This is a genomic window from Streptomyces sp. NPDC049687 (assembly GCF_044465285.1).
GTDB lineage: Bacteria > Actinomycetota > Actinomycetes > Streptomycetales > Streptomycetaceae > Streptomyces.
Map to the genome: position 1 here is coordinate 242,200 of NZ_JBITLN010000006.1, position 16,780 is coordinate 258,979.

The 16,780-nt window shown below is 71.6% G+C and carries 15 protein-coding genes; 6 read left to right on the plus strand and 9 right to left on the minus strand.

Annotation, left to right across the window (positions count from 1 at the left end):
* Positions 1–30 precede the first annotated feature (30 nt).
* Positions 31–3,114: a glycoside hydrolase family 2 TIM barrel-domain containing protein gene (locus ACIBVL_RS20585; protein ID WP_399098644.1), complete on the plus strand. Its 3,084-nt coding sequence runs from the start codon at positions 31–33 to the stop codon at positions 3,112–3,114.
* A gap of 545 nt (positions 3,115–3,659) precedes the next feature.
* Here ACIBVL_RS20585 and ACIBVL_RS20590 read toward each other — a convergent pair.
* Positions 3,660–4,298 carry a DUF305 domain-containing protein gene (locus ACIBVL_RS20590; protein ID WP_399098645.1) on the minus strand — a complete coding sequence of 213 codons (639 nt, stop codon included), beginning with the start codon at positions 4,296–4,298 and terminating at the stop codon, positions 3,660–3,662.
* A gap of 155 nt (positions 4,299–4,453) precedes the next feature.
* Between ACIBVL_RS20590 and ACIBVL_RS20595 the strand changes: the two genes are divergently transcribed.
* The gene (locus ACIBVL_RS20595; RefSeq protein WP_399098646.1) at positions 4,454–5,953 is read left to right on the plus strand and encodes an LVIVD repeat-containing protein; all 1,500 of its coding nucleotides are present in this window, start codon (positions 4,454–4,456) and stop codon (positions 5,951–5,953) included.
* Here ACIBVL_RS20595 and ACIBVL_RS20600 read toward each other — a convergent pair.
* From ACIBVL_RS20600 to ACIBVL_RS20620, 5 genes are all read right to left on the minus strand, one after another.
* Positions 5,941–6,615 (minus strand): TetR/AcrR family transcriptional regulator, encoded by a 675-nt coding sequence (locus ACIBVL_RS20600; protein ID WP_399098647.1) that lies wholly within the window; start codon positions 6,613–6,615, stop codon positions 5,941–5,943. The genes ACIBVL_RS20595 and ACIBVL_RS20600 overlap by 13 nt on opposite strands.
* Positions 6,616–6,768: 153 nt before the next feature.
* Positions 6,769–7,482, minus strand: coding sequence for an HAD family hydrolase (locus tag ACIBVL_RS20605; RefSeq protein WP_399098648.1), 714 nt, complete (start codon positions 7,480–7,482; stop codon positions 6,769–6,771).
* An 85-nt stretch (positions 7,483–7,567) separates the two neighbouring features.
* Complete coding sequence (locus ACIBVL_RS20610) at positions 7,568–8,236, minus strand: phosphatase PAP2 family protein (protein WP_399098649.1); 669 nt, start codon at positions 8,234–8,236, stop codon at positions 7,568–7,570.
* A 67-nt stretch (positions 8,237–8,303) separates the two neighbouring features.
* The gene (locus ACIBVL_RS20615; protein ID WP_399098650.1) at positions 8,304–9,236 is read right to left on the minus strand and encodes a M56 family metallopeptidase; all 933 of its coding nucleotides are present in this window, start codon (positions 9,234–9,236) and stop codon (positions 8,304–8,306) included.
* A gap of 81 nt (positions 9,237–9,317) precedes the next feature.
* A complete protein-coding gene (locus tag ACIBVL_RS20620) occupies positions 9,318–9,878 on the minus strand; it encodes a DUF5134 domain-containing protein (RefSeq protein ID WP_399098651.1) in 561 nt (186 codons plus the stop codon).
* Positions 9,879–10,031: 153 nt separating this feature from the next.
* Between ACIBVL_RS20620 and ACIBVL_RS20625 the strand changes: the two genes are divergently transcribed.
* A complete protein-coding gene (locus ACIBVL_RS20625) occupies positions 10,032–11,741 on the plus strand; it encodes an FUSC family protein (RefSeq protein ID WP_399098652.1) in 1,710 nt (569 codons plus the stop codon).
* A 17-nt stretch (positions 11,742–11,758) separates the two neighbouring features.
* Positions 11,759–12,355, plus strand: a complete 597-nt coding sequence (locus ACIBVL_RS20630) for a MarR family winged helix-turn-helix transcriptional regulator (protein ID WP_399098872.1) — start codon at positions 11,759–11,761, stop codon at positions 12,353–12,355.
* 30 nt (positions 12,356–12,385) lie between these two features.
* On the opposite strand, the gene ACIBVL_RS20635 is transcribed toward ACIBVL_RS20630, so the two are convergent.
* Together ACIBVL_RS20635 and ACIBVL_RS20640 are read right to left on the minus strand one after the other, a co-directional pair.
* On the minus strand, positions 12,386–13,150 hold the full coding sequence (locus ACIBVL_RS20635) for a VOC family protein (protein ID WP_399098653.1): 765 nt from the start codon (positions 13,148–13,150) through the stop codon (positions 12,386–12,388).
* A gap of 250 nt (positions 13,151–13,400) precedes the next feature.
* Positions 13,401–13,793: a VOC family protein gene (locus ACIBVL_RS20640; RefSeq protein ID WP_399098654.1), complete on the minus strand. Its 393-nt coding sequence runs from the start codon at positions 13,791–13,793 to the stop codon at positions 13,401–13,403.
* A gap of 73 nt (positions 13,794–13,866) precedes the next feature.
* Between ACIBVL_RS20640 and ACIBVL_RS20645 the strand changes: the two genes are divergently transcribed.
* A complete protein-coding gene (locus ACIBVL_RS20645; RefSeq protein WP_399098655.1) occupies positions 13,867–14,406 on the plus strand; it encodes a GNAT family N-acetyltransferase in 540 nt (179 codons plus the stop codon).
* Positions 14,407–14,412: 6 nt separating this feature from the next.
* Here the strand turns inward: ACIBVL_RS20645 and ACIBVL_RS20650 are convergent, their stop codons facing one another.
* A complete protein-coding gene (locus tag ACIBVL_RS20650; RefSeq protein WP_399098656.1) occupies positions 14,413–15,096 on the minus strand; it encodes a glycerophosphodiester phosphodiesterase in 684 nt (227 codons plus the stop codon).
* Positions 15,097–15,370: 274 nt separating this feature from the next.
* Here ACIBVL_RS20650 and ACIBVL_RS20655 point away from each other — a divergent pair, with 274 nt between their 5' ends.
* The gene (locus ACIBVL_RS20655; RefSeq protein WP_399098657.1) at positions 15,371–16,768 is read left to right on the plus strand and encodes a DUF6421 family protein; all 1,398 of its coding nucleotides are present in this window, start codon (positions 15,371–15,373) and stop codon (positions 16,766–16,768) included.
* Positions 16,769–16,780: the final 12 nt, after the last annotated feature.

Below are 16,780 nucleotides of genomic sequence, written 5' to 3' on the forward strand. Positions count from 1 at the left end.
GTCCGGCGGCACGGCCCTGGAGGAAACCGCATGACCGGCTCTCCCGCCCTCCCGCTGCGCCTGTGGGACGCGCCCGACGTCAGCGGCTGGCGGCGGCTGCCCCTGCACGCCGTCTCCCGCCACGACCACGGCGACCGCATCGCCCTCGACGGCCGCTGGCGCTTCCAGCTCCTGCCGACCCCTCAGTCCCCCCTCGCGGACCGCTGGACGGAGCTGAGGGTCCCCGGATGCTGGACCGTGCAGGACTTCGACGACGTCCACGGGGTCGGCGACCTGCCGCAGTACACCAACTTCCGGATGCCCTGGCCTGAGCCGCCGCCCCATCTGCCGCCGGTCAACCCCACCGGGGTGCACGAGCGCGAGGTCGACATCCCGGCCGGCTGGGCGGGCCGCCGCATCGTGCTGCACGTGGGCGCCGCCGAGAGCGCACTGATCGCCGAGGTCAACGGGCAGCCCGTCGGCGGCGGGAAGGACGCGCACCTGGCGAGCGAGTTCGACATCACCGGTGCCGTGCGAGCCGGGCGGTCGAACACCGTACGGCTGACGGTGGTGAAGTGGTCCGACGCCACCTACGTCGAGGACCAGGACCACTGGTGGCACGGCGGCATCACCCGGTCCGTCTTCCTGTACGCGACCGACCCGCTGTACCTGATGGACCTGCGGGTGACGGCGGACCTCGCGGCGGCCGGCACGGGGCGGTTGCGGGTGGACGTCGAGGCGCGGCACACCGCCGGGTTCCTCCCCGAGGGCTGGTACGTCTCGGGGGCCCTGTCGGACCCTCAGGCCCCGGACCTGCCGCTCAGCCCGGAGCCCCTCGAAGACCACCGCGCCTCCGACTGGCAGGGCCGGGCCGCGCTGACGGCCACCGTCCCGGGCGTACGGGTCTGGTCGGCCGAGACGCCCGAACTGTACGGACTGACGGTACGGCTGCACCGTCCCGACAGCACCGTCGTCGACGAGGCTCGCTGCCGCGCCGGCTTCCGCACGGTCGAGATCCGCGGCCGGGACCTGCTCATCAACGGCGAGCGGGTGTTCGTCCGGGGCGTCAACCGGCACGACTTCCACCCGCTCACCGGCCGCGTCCTGACCGAGGACGACCTGCGCGCCGACCTGACGACGATGAAACGCTTCGGCTTCAACGCCGTGCGCACCTCGCACTACCCCAACGATCCGGCGCTTCTCGACCTCGCCGACGAACTCGGCCTCTACGTCGTGGACGAGGCCGACATCGAGAGCCACGGCCACTACGACGAGATCGCCCACGACCCCGCCTACCGCGCCGCCTTCCTCGAACGGGTGGCACGCATGGCGGCCCGCGACAAGAACCACCCGAGCGTCGTCATCTGGTCCCTGGGCAACGAGAGCGGCTACGGCCCCGGCCACGACGCGGCCGCCGGCTGGCTGCGCCGGTACGACCCCACCCGCCCGCTGCAGTACGAGGGCGCGCTCGGCGACGGCTGGTCGAGGCCGGGGACCGCCACCGACATCGTCTGCCCGATGTACACGTCGATCGACCGGATCGTCGCGCACGCCACCTCCGGCGAACAGACCAAGCCACTGATCCTGTCCGAATACTCGCACGCCATGGGCAACAGCAACGGCTCCCTCGCGGACTACTGGACGGCCATCGAGTCCACACCCGGTCTGCAGGGCGGTTTCATCTGGGAGTTCTGGGACCACGGCATCCTTCAACGGCTCTCCGACTCACGCCCCGCCGGGCCGGACACGACCGACGGATACACGGACGGCGTCACCGCGCCCGGCTACCGCTGGGCGTACGGCGGTGACTTCGGCGACAGCCCGCACGACGGTGCCTTCTGCGCGGACGGGCTCGTGCTTCCCGACCGCACGCCCAAACCGGGGATGTACGAGCACCGGGAACTCGCCTCACCCATACGCCTGGAGCTGCTCGACTCGGGCGAGGTGCTGGTTCACAACCGCCAGCACTTCCGCGATCTTGGGTGGCTGACCGGCCAGTGGCACCTGCAGACCGCCGATGCCGATGCCCATGCTGACGCCGACGCGGATGCCCACGACACCGCCGTCACCGCTCAGGCCGAGCTTCCGCAGATCGGCCCCGGAGACTCCGCCGCGATCCCGATCCCTCCCCACCTGCTCGCGCTTCTGCCCGAGGCGGGAGAGGTCTGGCTGACGCTGCGCGTCTCCACCGCCGCCGACCAGACATGGGCACCGCGCGGCACCGAACTGTGCGCACCGCAGGTCCGGTTGCGGGGAGAGGCGCGCGGGCTCCCGTCCCGCGCCGGAGCGGTGACAGACACCGGGACGAGCGCCCCGCCGGTGCCTGCCGGGGCCCGCACCCCCCACCGGCCCGAGGTCGACGACCAGGGTTTCCTCATCCATCCCCTCCTCACCGCTCCGCCCACGCTCAGCCTGTGGCGCGCCCCCACCGACAACGACCGCCTCGGCGGAGCCGCCACTCTGTGGGAGGAGTGGGGCCTGACCAATCCAAAGCGATCGCTGACGGACATCAAGCGCGACGGCGAGCGCCTCGTCGTACGCGCCGAGTACGCCACCGCGAAGGGCCCCGTCGTCCACGAACAGACCTTCACCGCGCTGTCCGCGGACGCCCTCCTCGTGGAGGAGACCGCGGTGGTCCCCGACGGCCTCGACGACCTGCCCCGGGTCGGCACCGTCTTCAGCGTCACGAGCGGGCTGGACCAGGTGGAGTGGTTCGGGCACGGCCCCGGCGAGTCGTACCCCGATCGTCGGGCCGGCTGCCCGGTCGGCCGCTACCGCTCCGCGGTGCGGGATCTGTTCACCCCGTACGTCCATCCGCAGGAGAGCGGTGGGCGGTACGGGGTGCGCTGGTTCGCGCTCACGGGTGACAGCGGCTCCGGTTCCGGGGTGACCGTTCACCTGGACGTCCCCCGGCAGGTTGCCCTGACCCACTTCACGGTCGCGGACCTGGCCGCCGCGCGCCATCACGACGAACTCACCGCCCGCCCGTACGTCTCCGTCCACCTGGACGCCGGCCACCGAGGGGTGGGTACGGCGTCGTGCGGCCCCGACACGCTCCCTCCTTACCGGGTCGGAGCGGGCCGTCACCACTGGTCGTGGCTGCTGGGAGGACGGGCCATCGCGAGGCGCGGGTGACACTGGTTTTTCGCCCCCCGCCGCCCCTACCCGCCCCATCCCGAACCCGGGGGCTCCGCCGCGTGGGCGCGACGAGCCACAACCAACCCGCAGCCGAAACGCAACCCGAACCCACCCAGGGGGTCGAAGGGGCGCAGCCCCTGGGCGAACCCCCGTCGTGGTCACCCGCCAACTCCTCACGATCCTGCGATGTCAACCTGACCGGCCGCTTCTTCGGTGAACCCATGACGACAGTCCTGTCCGGCAGAAGGGAGGGAGGGAGGGAGCCATCAGACACCAACCTCCCCACCAGATCTGCCACAATTAAGCAGCGACGCGCTACTGGTCGGCCGTCACCTGGTTCGAGGCCGGCCGGTGTTCACGGACGGGGCATGCGTGGATCCACCGGCCCCGGTCCGCGCGGGCCGCGTCTCCCTGGCGTACCCCGCCGTGCCCGCCGCCTGGCCGCCGGGTGGGGGGAGGGGCGCCGGCTGGTCGCCGAGGAGTACCCGACTCTCCTCACGCCCGGCGCCGAGCTGCCGACTTGCCGCGCCCTCGGCGACGGCTCACCGCATCCCCCGCATACGGGTGATCTCGCTCGTCTGCTGTGCCACCACGTCGTCCGCCATCTCCTCGATCCGCAGGTTGTTGCCCTGCGCCTTGACGTCCGTGGCCATGGTGATCGCGCCCTCGTGATGGGTGATCATCAGGGTGAGGAACAGCGCGTCGAACGCCTTGCCGTGGGCCGCGCGCAGCTTCTCGAGCTGGGCCTCGGTCGCCATGCCGGGCATCGCGGTGTGCTCGTGTCCGTCCGCCGTCTCCTTCTTGCCGTACGACGTGAGCCAGCCTCTCATCGCCTCGATCTCCGGCCCCTGTGCGGCCGAGATGCGCAGGGCGAGGCGCTTGACGTCCGCCGACCGGGCGTGGTCGGGGGCGAGTCCGGTCATCTCCAGGGCCTGGGCGTGGTGCTGGATCATCATCCGGGCGTACGACACGTCCGCCGAGTTGGGAGTGTCGTCCTCGGCCCGTTGCTCGGCGGCGTCCTGGGCGGAGAGCGTCCGGTTCGCCTCACCCGGCTTGCCCGGCGCGATCACCGAAGGGCCGCTCGTCGCATCCGACCGGTGCTCCGTGCCCGAGTCGCAGCCCGCGAGAGCGAGCACGAGCAACACGGCCGCGGTGGCGAGGGATGCGCGGCGGATGGGCACAACGACCTCCAGGGGCACGGGGATTGAATCTTCGCACTAACGATCGGAAAGATTCATTACGAGTGCGTTGCCAGCCTTTGATATGTGCATGATGAAGACGATACTTCAGAGGACCGTGAACCGTTCCACAGCGAACGGCGACGAGGGAGGACGCAGTGACCCTGAACGATCCCCGAACGCGGCGCAGACGGCTGGGAATTGCCGCCGCCTGCACCGGGCTCCTGGCCGCGCTGCTCACGGCGGTCCCGGCGGCCGCCACACCCGACCCGGGGGACAAGCCCGCGGTGGAGCACCAGGTCTCCAAGGGCGTGCAGGCCGAGGCGGCCGAGGCGATCGCCGACGGCGAGATACCCGGGCAGGACGAGATCGTCCACTCCGACAACATCGAACACCTCACCAACATCCCCAAGGACACGCTGGCCGGAACCAACTCGGACCTGGCCTTCCAGGGGAAGTACGCCTTCGCCGGCAACTACGACGGCTTCCGGATCTTCGACATCAGCAATCCGAAGTCCCCGAGGACCGTCTCCCAGGTGCTCTGTCCCGGCTCGCAGAACGACATCTCCGTCTCCGGCGACCTGCTCTTCCTGTCCACCGACTCCTCGCGCAGCGACAGCAGTTGCAACAGCACCACGCAACCCGCGACCGAGAAGTCCTCCTGGGAGGGCATGAAGGTCTTCGACATCAGCGACAAGGCGAACCCGAAGTACGTCGCCGCCGTCGAGACCGCCTGCGGCTCCCACACCCACACCCTGGTGCCCGAGCGCAAGAACGTCTACATCTACGTTTCCTCGTACTCGCCCAGCGCCACCTACCCCGACTGCCAGCCCCCGCACGACGGCATCTCCGTCATCAAGGTGCCGCGCAAGGCTCCCGAGACGGCTGCGGTCGTCAACTTCCCCGTCCTCTTCCCGGGCGAGGGCCCGGACGGCGGCGGCAACCCCGGCTCGCCCACCAACCCGGGTGTGTCCAAGACCACCGGCTGCCACGACATCACCGTGCTCCCGGAGAAGGACCTGGCGGCCGGCGCCTGCATGGGTGACGGCATCCTGTTCTCCATCAAGGACCCGGAGAACCCGAAGGTCATCGACCGGGTGCAGGACAACGTGAACTTCGCCTTCTGGCACTCGGCGACCTTCAACCAGAAGGCGAACAAGGTGGTCTTCACCGACGAGCTGGGCGGCGGCGGTGCGGCCACCTGCAACGCGGTGATCGGCCCGAACCGCGGCGCCGACGGCATCTACGACATCGTTGGCAAGGGCGACAAGCGCAAGCTCGTCTTCCGCAGCTACTACAAGATCCCCCGCTACCAGGCGGACACCGAGAACTGCGTCGCCCACAACGGCTCACTGATCCCGGTCAAGGGCAAGGACATCATGGTCCAGGCCTGGTACCAGGGCGGTGTCTCCGTCTGGGACTTCACCGACTCCTCCAAGCCCAAGGAGATCGCCTACTTCGAGCGCGGTCCGCTGAGCACCACGACGCTGACCGGCGGCGGCGCGTGGTCGGCGTACTACTACAACGGCTACATCTACTCGAACGACATCGCCAAGGGCTTCGACGTCCTGAAGATCAGCGACCGGCGCACGGATCCGGCCAAGCACGTCCGCCTGCGCGAGCTCAACGTCCAGACCCAGCCGGACTACTTCGACTGATCCCCGGTCGCCTCCCGCGTCGCGAAGAACCGCGACAGGTCGGCGTCACACCTCCCGCCGGGCGCCTCGGCGTCCGGCGGGACCCCCATCCCCCAGTCCAGCCGGTAGCGCTCGAACAGCTCCGCGCGCAGCGTGGTGAGCGGCATGGGCACGTTGGGCAGCACCAACGCGTAGACGGCGCCCATGAGTTGGGAGCGCAACATCGGGTAGTCGTGGTCGACGTCCGACGAGCCGTGCCGGGCGGCGGTCTCCCGCAGCAGCTCGGCCAGCCGCTGCTGCTCCGGACACTGCGTGAACCCCTCGGCCTGCAGCAGGCCAGCCATGTGCTGGCGCATCAGCACCGTACGGTCCCGGGCCAGTCCCAGGATCGCGTCGATGGCCCGCGCCATCCGCTCCCGGCCGTCCTCGGTGCACGGCTCCCGCTCCAGCGCCTCCTGCAGCGTACGGTGCATCAGCCGGTGCACGGCCGACTGCACCAACTGCCGCTTGCCGGGGAAGTAGTACGAGACCAGCCCGCGTGCCGAGCCCGCCCGGTCCGCGATGTCGCCGAGCGTCGTCGCCTCGTACCCGCGCTCACTCACCAGCTCCAGGGCCGCCTGCAGAAGCCGCTCCCGCGAACGGCGCCGCAATTCTTCATTGACCGAGGCGCTGCGCGGGGACATCCGGAAAACTCCTGCGTTGACTGGCTATCAGCCAACTATACTCAGCGCATCCCGGACAGTTCCGTACGGAGGTGGACCGGGCTGCCGCCTGCTCTGGGCGACGCGGGGGATCGTCCAGAGTGGGCGTGCCTCCGCCCCGATGGTGGCCTGGGGCTACCGACCTGTGGTGTCCCGGCGCCGGCCCACCAGGTCCAGGACCGGCCGCAGCCCGTCCGGACGGTCGGCCGTCGGCAGATGGTCCACGAAGTGCACCCCGCAGCCCAGCGCCGCCGCCCCGCCGTCCGCCCGCCGGTCGTCCCCGACCATCAGCGCCGCGCGCGGATCGACCCCGAGCGCCTCGCAGGCCACCGTGAACAGCCGCGGGTCCGGTTTCTGCACCCCGTGCTCGTACGACAGCACATACACGTCGACGAAGCGGTCGAGCCCGTGCTCCCGGAACACCGGCCGCAGATCCCAGCCGATGTTGCTGACCACGCCCACGCGGACACCGCGCTCGCGCAACCCGCTCAGCACCTCGACGGCGTCGGGGTACGGCGCCCAGGCCGCCGGCGTCATGTGCCGGTCGTACAGCGCGTCGTGCAGGTCCGGATGCGACAGCGGCACCTGACGGGACAGCCCGGTGTACGCGGCCCGGTGCGCCTCGGCGCTCTCGTCCCGCACCCGCCACACCCCGGCCACCTCGTCCGGCACCCGCACCGGCGCCGCCCCACCCGGCAGCGCACCTGCCCGCTCCAGCGCCCGCGCCGTCTCGGCCAGTTCCGCCACCGGCAGCGCGACGCCGGCCTGGTCCAGCACGGCATTCAGCCAGGAGTCGGTCGTCTCGACCCGGAAGAGGGTCCCGGAGAAGTCGAACAGAACGGCGGTCATACGGCCGATCCTAGGAAGGCCGCGGACCTCATGGGGCAGGTTGCGCAGAAGGGGAGGTGAAGGCATCCGCCGCGCGGCCGTACGATCACGGCCGCCACCGCAGGTGAGCCGCGATCGCCAGCGCCACCAGGGTCGCCCCCAGGAGCCAGCCGCCGAGCACGTCGGAGGGCCAGTGCACGCCCAGCCAGACGCGGGTCAGTCCCACGCCCGCCACGGAGACCACCACCGCCGACACCGCCGTACGCCACAGGACGCGGCCGACGCCGTGCCGGTGCAGCAGCCACAGCAGGAGGCCGCACACCACGGTGGCGGTCAGTGCGTGCCCCGAGGGGTACGCCTGGTAGTGGGCGGAGTCGACGGGGTCGGGCCAGACCGGGCGGACCCGGCCGACCGCGGCCTTGAGCCCCTGCTGGACCAGCGTGCCCACCGCGGACGTGACGACCAGCCAGCCGGCCGTCCACCAGGCCCCGTGCCGCCACACCAGCCAGACCGCCACCGCGGCCGCCAGCAGACGCATGGTCAGCGGGTCCCACACCCAGTCCGTGAGGATCCGGCAGACCCGTGTGACGTCGGGGTCGGCGACGGCCCAGCGGTGGGTGGTGCGGGAGACGTCGCCGTCGACGGAGAGCAGGGGGCGCCACTCGGCCGCGACCAGTGCGAGAAGGAGGACCGAGCACAGACCGAGGGCCAGGGCGGCGCGGGCCGCCGTGCGCGCGGGAGGGCGGGGCGATGAGTCGACGGACGGGGAACGCATGATTCGATCCTCGCCGATCCGTGGGGCGGGAGGCCAACCCGGCTGACGGCGGCCGTTCGGCCGGATCTCAGCCCAGCGCCCGCAGCCCCGGGACCAGCGCCACCAGTACCGGGATCACCGGAACCAGCGAGGCCGCCACCGCCAGCCGCAGTCTGCGGGCCGCCGGGAGCCGGTCCGGGGGTGTGAGCAACCGGTCGACCCGTTGCGGGACATGTGCCTGCGGGGTGGGGGATGGGCCGAACACACCCCGGTCCTCGTTGAGTTCGACGAGGGCGAGCGCGGTGGTCAGGCGGCCGAAGCGGCGGGAGGCCATGTCGTCCGCGGCCAACTCGACCAGCCGGTGCATCTCGTCGCGGAACGCGGCGAACACCGGCACCTGCGGAAACCCGGTGGCCAGCGCGGCCGACGTGTGCAGCAGCCAGTCGTGCCGCGCCTGCGCGTGACCCTGCTCGTGCGCGAGCAGGGCATCGAGCTGCCGTCCCTTGAGGCGCCGCAACGCGGCCGTGCTGACGACCAGCCGGGGCGCCGCGCCCGGCAGCCACCAGGCGTCGGGCCGCTCGCTCTCCAGGACGACCAGCCGTCCCGCCGCCCCCTCGCCGGGCAACACCGGGGCGCGCAGCCGCAGTTCCGCCCGACGCGACCGGCTGCTGGCCCGGGCGCGCACGATCTCCCGGACGAGCATCGCCCCGCTCCACAGCCCGGCGCACGCGAGCGCCACGGCCGTTGCCGCCGCCCACGATCCGGACGGGCCGAGCGCATAGGCCTCCACGACCCCGCGCGGGGCCGACGCGAAGACGTGTCCGCGCACCGCCTGCCAGGCCGCCGCCGCGCTGAGCGTCATCGACAGCGCACAGCACACCAGGACCGCGGCCACCACGCACTGCCACGCCCACAGCGCGACCACCGGTTCACGGTCCTGCCAGTCGGCCCGGGCGAGCAGCCGGGGCGCGCCGACGGCGGTCAGGGCGCCGAGCAGCAGCAGGACCGCGGGGACCATCATGGGCAGCACCCTATGAGCGGCGCACCGCTCAGGGGTACGGCTTGCCGCGGCAAAGTGACGCAGGCCACGGCCGAGTTGGTTTCACACGGTCAGCAGCATCGCCAGCATCCCGATCCCCATCGACAGCCGGCACGCCCGTGCCAGTTCGGGCCGGTCGCCCCAGGCGACGGCGGTGCCACCGCCGCCACCGGTGTCTCCCGCCGCGGTCGCCGGCAGCAGCCGTGCCCCGGAGACGAGGACGTACGCCGTGAAGTAGAGCAACAGCAGGCCGGTCAGCAGGGGATTCCCGGAGCCGCCGTGCCCGTGCTCCCGCGCGGACGGGGCGGCCATCGCCGCCGCCATGTAGACCATGGCCAAAGCGCCGACGAGGTGGTGCAGATGGTGTGCGCCGCCACGGATCGTCCACAGGGCCCGCAGCGCGGCCGCCCCGAAGAGTCCCGCGTAGGCCGGCCAGGCCCACCACGGCGGGGTGAACACCGCCGTGGGCACCGCCATCGCGGCCATTCCGAACCCCATGAGCGCCTCGCCGCCCGCGGCCCGGCGCTGTTCCTCGACACTGCTGCGCATCCGCAGCAGGCAGTAGGCCCCGGTCGCCGCACACAGCGCGACCAGCAGCCAGCCGGGCGAAGCCGGTCCGTGCACGCGCACCTCCCCGCCTCGACGGTCCGTCGAGGGTTGCGATGCCCACGGCACGCGGTGCGCACGCGAGCGCAAGGGAGTACACGGGGAGCATTCGAGGGAGCACAGCACGTCACTGTATTATTCACGAGTAAAACACATGCTAAATTGATGGGCATGTCCGGACCCCGCCTCCCGCTCGCCGACGTACTGCGCCTCGGCCGGCCCTCCGACATCTGGTTCAAGCCCGCCCTGAGCGTCGTCGCCGCGGTCGCCCCGCCGAACCTGATCCTGCTGGCCCTCGGCCGCCTCGACCTGGCGGCGTACACGATGGCCGGGTCCATGTGCGCCCTGTACGCCCACAACCGCCCCTACGCGGCCCGGGCCCGGGTTCTCGCCCGGGTGGTAGTCGGCATGACCGGCGGTCTGGCCGTCGCCCTGCTCGCGGCCTCGCTGACCACGAACACGGTCGTCCTGGTGACCGTCGGCGCGCTGCTGGCGGCCGCACAGAAGGCGCTCTGCGACGCGACCCGCCTCGGTCCGCCCGCCAACGTCGTCCTCACCTTCGTCAGCTCCGCCGCCCTGTTCGTCCCCCAGACGCCGGCCCAGGTCCCCGGCCACCTGGGCCTCGCCCTGGCGGCGGGCGCCTGGGCCTGGCTGATCGGCATGGCGCCGGGACTGGTGCGCCCCTGCGGCCCCGAGCGCCGCGCCACCGCCCACGCCCTGCACACGGCCGCCGCGTACGCCGGGACAGCCGGAACCCCTGGACCGACCGGGACAACCGGAACGAACGGAACGCCAGGGCCGGCCGTATCCCGTGCCCGCGCCGCCGCGGCAGCCGCCGTGCACGCGGCCTGGCAGACCCTGCTGGCGGCACGCGGCGACAGCCCCCTGCCGAGCCGCCGCGGAACCCCGTCGACGACCCGCCGGGCGGAGAACCACCGTGCCCTGGAGCGGTTGCTCGTCCGCGCCGAGGTGGCCCTCGCCGCCCCCGCCGACACCGACCCCGAGCGGCTGCGCACCTGGGCCCGCGCCCTGCGCGGCACCGGCCCCGTCCCCCACCCCGACGACCTCCTGGACGACGACGAACTCCTCGGCATCGACGCCGAACTGGCCGGCGGACAACCGTCGTTGTGGCGCAGGCTCGGTCCCCTCACGCCGATCGCGGCCCGCACCGCCCTCGGCTGCGCCCTCGCCGGGTACACCTCCCTCGCCCTTGGTGTCGGCCGCCCCTACTGGGCCCTGGTGACCGCCGCCTCCCTCTACCAGGCGAACGTCACCCTCACGTGGAACCGTGCCGTCCAGCGTGTGGTCGGCAACCTCGTCGGCGTCCTCGCCTTCGCCGTGCTCGTCCCGCTGGCCCATCTCCACCAGGCGGCCCTGGTGCTCGTCTGCCTCGCCCTCAACTTCGGCGCGGAGGCGCTGATCAGCCGCAACTACTGGCTCGGCAGCGTCTGCGTGACCCCGATGGCGCTGCTCATCACGGAGTTCGCCCACTACCAGGACTCCGGACGGCTGATCACCGAGCGGCTCGTGGACACGCTCGTCGGCGCCGCGGTCGGCTTCGTCGCCGCGATCGCCGTGACCAACCGACGGGCGGGCGACCGCCTAGACGAGGCCCTGACGGCGGTGGAAGCCGCCCGCGACCAGGCCGGCAACCTCCTCGCCCGGCCGCACCCCGCCCCCGCCGCCCTGGAGTCCGCCCGCCGCGCCCTCGCCGCCGCCCTGGTCGACCTGCGCGCCACCGCCGACGCCGCGTCCGGCGAGTGGTGGCGGCGCGCCCTGCCCGAGGAGCGGGTCGTGGCCGCCGAACAGAGCGGACACCGTACGCTCGCCGCGACGGCACGGCGCCAGGGCCTGCTCCTGGACGAGGACGCGACCACATGAGCGGAGGACGAACGGCGATGACGGCGACGCACGGACGAGCGGCGGCCGGAGACGGAACGAGAGGGGAAGAGGGACCGCTGGAGGGGGCCGCTGCCGCCGGGGAGGATGCGCGGCGGGACACGGTGGCAGCGGTCGTACGGCAGTGGCAGGCCGTGCGGCCCGACCTCGACACCGGGCCCATGGAGATCATCGGCCGCGTCAACCGCTGTGCCGCCCTGCTCCAGCAGGCCGAGGACGCGCCGCTGCGCCGGGCGGGCCTGAGTCGCCCCGAGTTCGATCTGCTCGGCGCGCTCCGCCGCACCGGCCACGAACTGACCCCCGGCGAACTGGCCCGGGAGACCTTCTCCTCCGGAGCCGCCGTCACCAAGCGCCTCAAGCAGCTCACCGAACGCGGCCTGGTGGAACGCCGGGGCGACACCCGCGACCGCCGCGTCGCCCATCTCCGCCTCACGGACGCCGGCCGCGAACTCGTGGACGGCATCATGCCGGAGCAACTCGCCTACGAAAGCGCCGTGCTGTCCGCCCTGGACGGTGACCGCCAGGACGAACTGGCCGATCTCCTCGGCGAGTTGCTGAGCCGTCTGGAAGGGCACATGCGGGCGCTGCGGGTCTGAGCCCTCACATGGCCCCCCAGCAGCCGGCGTTCACCGCTCGTCACCCGCCCGGTACACCCCGAACACCGCATGCTGCGGATCCCGCAGCACCGCGATCCGTGGACCGTCCGGCACGGAGGTGGGTTCCATGAGCGCGGTGCCGCCGGCCTGGATCGCGGTCGCCGCGGAGGCGTCCACCTCGGCCACCGCGAAGTACGGCAGCCAGTGCGGCGGTACCTCCGGCGGAAACTTCTCGTCCATCCTGATCATGCCGCCGAAGTCCGCGCCGCCGACGCCCCACTGCAGATAGTTCTCCGAGGAGCTCACGGTCCACCCGAACACCGTGATGTAGAAGGTCTCCGCCCGGTCGGGGTCGCGGGTCAGCAGCTCCACCCAGCCGAGCGAGCCGGGCGCGTTGAACAGCCCCGCGCCCGGGAAGGTGCGCGCCTGCCACAGCTGGAACGAGGCACCGCCCGGGTCGAGGGCGACCACGAAACGGCCCACGTCGAACACGTCCATCGGGCCGACCAGCACCTCGCCGCCGGCCTCGGTGACCAGCCGGGCGCTGACATCGGCGTCGGTCACCGCGAACGACACGTTCCAGGCGCACGGCTGCGCCTGCTGAGAGAGGGGGCTCAGCGCGGCGACGGCGGCCTCGCCGAGGTGCGCCACCGTGTAGCCGCCCGCCTCCTGTCGCGGATCCGTCTCCGCCCGCCAGCCGAACAGCTTCGCGTAGAACCGCTTCGCCGCCTCCAGATCACTGGTCCCCAGCTCGGCCCAGCAGGGCCCGCCGGGTACGGGCGCGTCGAGCTTCATGGCGTTCCTCCTGAAAAGGGGACCCCTCCAGCATGCTAAGAGCTCCGAACAAAAGGCGAGCCGGGCTCCACTTTTGCTCGGAGCTCTCATCCCGCCCCGCGCCCCGGCACCCGCTCACGCCGCCGACGGGGCCCGCCGACATCCCGGGCGCGGGGCCGTGCCGAAGTGCGGCCCGCCGTGCGGGCGCGACCAGCCACGACGCGTCCGCACTCGCCGTCGGCCGGCGTGCCCCGCTGCCGACCACCGCCCCTCAGATTCCCGGCCGGTACCGGATCGGATGATCCGCGGGCACCTCCACCAGCACGATCGGCGTCCCGTCCGGATCCGCGATCCACATCTCGACCAGCCCCCACGGCTCCTTCACCGGCGGCCGCACGATCCCGACCCCCTTCGCCCGCAGCTCGTCGTGCGCCGCTGTCACGTCCGCGACCTGCAGCCAGAGCCGTACGGCAGGATCCCGCGGCGCCTCGGACCGGCCCGAGACCTCCAGAAAGCCGCCGTCGACGAAGTAGACGACCCCGCGCTCGGGCCCCGTGCCGAACTCGCGGTAGACGCCGAGGCCCAGCTGCTCGCCGTAGAAGAACCGCGAACGCTCGGGATCGGCGGGGTGGAGAAGGATCCTGCTGCTGAGTACGTGCACCATGCGGTCGGAGCTTAGGCGAGGGTGGTTACCCTCGTCCGAGTCCCAGCCGCGCCACACTCCGGAGATCGCCCGCATGGACACCGCCGCCACCGCACTCACCTTCCGTGACGCCACCGACGCCGACGTGGACGAACTGGTCGCCCTCGTCGAGTCGGCCTACCGCGGGGACTCCAGCCGGGTCGGCTGGACCACGGAGGCGGACATCCTCCAGGGGCAGCGGACCGACCCCGAGGGTGTACGGGAGATCATCAAGTCGGCCGACGGCCGGGTGCTCACCGTCGAGCAGGGCGGCCGGACGGTCGCCTGCTGCCAGCTCGAACGCCGCGGCGGCCACGCCTACTTCGGGATGTTCGCGGTCACTCCGACGGCCCAGGGCGGCGGACTCGGCAAGGCGGTCCTCGCGGAGGCCGAGCGGCAGGCCCGCGAGACCTGGGGCGCCACCGAGATGCACATGACCGTGATCTCCGTACGCGACGACCTCATCGCCTGGTACGAGCGGCGGGGCTACCGCCGCACCGGAGAGATGACCCCTTTCCCGTACGGCGACGAGCGCTACGGCATCCCGCAGCGCGACGACCTCCAGTTCGAGCTGCTGGTCAAGCCGCTCGCCTGAGACCGCTCACGCCGTGCGGCGGCCCGTGCGCGTGATCTCCGGATAGTCGGTGGTCGCCCCGTCCAGCTCCAGCGCGCGCACGAGCCCCAGCTGGTGCTGTGTGTTGACCACCCAGCCGATGATCCGCAGATCGCGCCTGCGGGCCTCCTCGACGATCTCCAGGGTGAGCCGCCGCAGGTTCAGGCACACGGTCGTGGCCCCGGCGTCCACGGCCCGGGCAACGATGTCGAGGCCGTAGCGGCTGCCGATCAGCGCGGTGCGCACGCCAGGGACCAGCCGGGCCATCTCGGCGACCGCCTCGTCGTGGAACGAGGACACCTCCACCCGCCCCACCAGATCCCGCGCACGCATCACCTCGGCCAGCGCCCGCGCCGCCTGTACGTCCTTGATCTCGGCCTGCATCGGCAGCGCCACCGCGTCCAGGACCTCCTCGAACACCGGCACCCGCTCCCCGCGTCCCGCGTCGAGGGTCTTCAGCTCCGCGAGCGTCTGATCGGCGATGGGCCCCGTCCCGTCCGTCGTACGGTCAACATCCGGATCGTGCATGACCACGAGTGCTCCGTCTTTGCTCAAGTGCAGATCAAGTTCGATCACATCGAGGCCGGCCTGCTCGGCCGCGACGAAGGAGCGCAGAGTGTTCTCGGGCTCGACACCCATGACTCCGCGATGACCGATGGTGACGAAGTTCAAGACGGGACTCGCTTCCGTCGACAGCTGGGGTGGAGCGGGGGGTGGAGAAGTTCGCAGCCTAACGGCCTGGAAGCCGTCATGGACACGTGTAGGCGCAAGGGCTTTCTGCGCCTACCCCGCCGTAGCGGAGTCAGACACTCCTTCGATGTCCAACAGGAAAAAGTGCGGTGAAGGCGCGGGCGCGCAGGATAACTTCCCGTGATCCTACTTGCTGGAGGAAACCCCGTATGCATACGGTGTCCATACGCGAGGTTCTCCCGTGAAGGATGGGGTCATGACGGAAATTCTTGTGCAGGCGGCGACGAGGGAGCAGGTTCCTCCCGCGACCAGGGTGGTGGAGCACCCGGCGTGGCCCGTGCTCAAGGATGCCGTGGAGCGGATCCGTCCCTGGCAGTCCAAGGACGGCTCGATCGACTTCACGGCCGAGGGCGCCCCGGAGCGCGCGGAGGCCGAGCGGGCCGTCCGTGCCGTGACGGAGGCGGTCGAGGAGCTGTCCCCGCTGCTCCGGCACGACGCCGAGTACCACCGGGCCCTGGTCGGGGACCTGCGGGCCTGGGCCGACGGCGGCTTCGAGGTGCCGGACTTCCTCGACTCGCTGCTGGCCTTCCAGCCCGCGGCGAACCGCGCGGACGGCCTCCAGCACCTGGTCGTCTTCCCGATGTACACGCAGAACGGCAACCCGGACCGCAACCTCGAGGCGGTCGTGCTGCGCATGGTCTGGCCGGACTGGCTGGCCGAGCTGGAGCGCACCCGCTATGACAACCCGTTGTTCTGCGGCATCACCTTCGAGGACTTCACGTCCGGCTACGACACCAACTCCGCCGTACTGTTCCCGGAGACCATTGCCGTTCGCGAGGCGCCGGAACGTTTTTCCTGGGGTGGGATCTTCTGCGACCGTGAGGCCGCCCGCTTCCGCCGGGTCACCGACGCCGCCGTCGACATCCTGGGCCTGGAACTGCCCGAGGACATCGCGGCCATGGTCGACGACCAGAAGCGCTGCGAGGAGGCCTTCGTCCTGTGGGACATGGTCCACGACCGCACCCACAGCCACGGCGACCTGCCCTTCGACCCGTTCATGATCAAGCAGCGCCAGCCGTTCTGGATGTACGGTCTCGAGGAGCTGCGCTGCGACCTCACCGCCTTCAAGGAGGCCGTCAAGCTCGAGGCGGACGGTGTCCCGCAGGCCCGTGACGTGCAGTACGCGGTCCTCTTCGACCGTATGTTCCGCTTCCCGGTCACCGGTGAGCGCGTGCGCAACTACGACGGCCTCGGCGGCCAGCTGCTCTTCGCCTACCTGCACAAACACGACGTCGTGCGCTGGACCGACAACAAGCTGTTCATCGACTGGCAACGCGCCCCGCGGGTGACGAACCAGCTCTGCGCGGACATCGAGCAGCTCTACCGCGACGGCATCGACCGCCCGAAACTGGTCCACTGGTTCGCGGGCTACGAACTGGTCTCCACCTACCTCGCCCCGCACCCGGGCTCGAAGTGGGCCAAGGGGCCCGACGCCCTGGACCTGAGCCAGCCGCCGCGCAAACTCGTGGATGACGTGCTTCCGGACGAGTTTCCGCTGAGCATGTTCTATGAGGCACTGTCCAAGAAGCTGAAGAACGTGATCGCGTCCACCAAGGGCATCACGGCGGACGGCGCCGAGCGGATCGCCGCGTGAGCGACCTGCGTA

Excerpts from the sequence above, each read along its gene's own strand:
- ACIBVL_RS20615 (WP_399098650.1), bottom strand. The coding sequence starts at position 9,236 with ATGATGGTCCCCGCGGTCCTGCTGCTGCTCGGCGCCCTGACCGCCGTC.
- ACIBVL_RS20630 (WP_399098872.1), top strand. The coding sequence starts at position 11,759 with ATGACGGCGACGCACGGACGAGCGGCGGCCGGAGACGGAACGAGAGGG.
- ACIBVL_RS20640 (WP_399098654.1), bottom strand. The coding sequence starts at position 13,793 with ATGGTGCACGTACTCAGCAGCAGGATCCTTCTCCACCCCGCCGATCCC.
- ACIBVL_RS20585 (WP_399098644.1), top strand. The coding sequence starts at position 31 with ATGACCGGCTCTCCCGCCCTCCCGCTGCGCCTGTGGGACGCGCCCGAC.
- ACIBVL_RS20605 (WP_399098648.1), bottom strand. The coding sequence starts at position 7,482 with ATGACCGCCGTTCTGTTCGACTTCTCCGGGACCCTCTTCCGGGTCGAG.
- ACIBVL_RS20600 (WP_399098647.1), bottom strand. The coding sequence starts at position 6,615 with ATGTCCCCGCGCAGCGCCTCGGTCAATGAAGAATTGCGGCGCCGTTCG.
- ACIBVL_RS20645 (WP_399098655.1), top strand. The coding sequence starts at position 13,867 with ATGGACACCGCCGCCACCGCACTCACCTTCCGTGACGCCACCGACGCC.
- ACIBVL_RS20625 (WP_399098652.1), top strand. The coding sequence starts at position 10,032 with ATGTCCGGACCCCGCCTCCCGCTCGCCGACGTACTGCGCCTCGGCCGG.
- ACIBVL_RS20635 (WP_399098653.1), bottom strand. The coding sequence starts at position 13,150 with ATGAAGCTCGACGCGCCCGTACCCGGCGGGCCCTGCTGGGCCGAGCTG.
- ACIBVL_RS20655 (WP_399098657.1), top strand. The coding sequence starts at position 15,371 with ATGACGGAAATTCTTGTGCAGGCGGCGACGAGGGAGCAGGTTCCTCCC.
- ACIBVL_RS20610 (WP_399098649.1), bottom strand. The coding sequence starts at position 8,236 with ATGCGTTCCCCGTCCGTCGACTCATCGCCCCGCCCTCCCGCGCGCACG.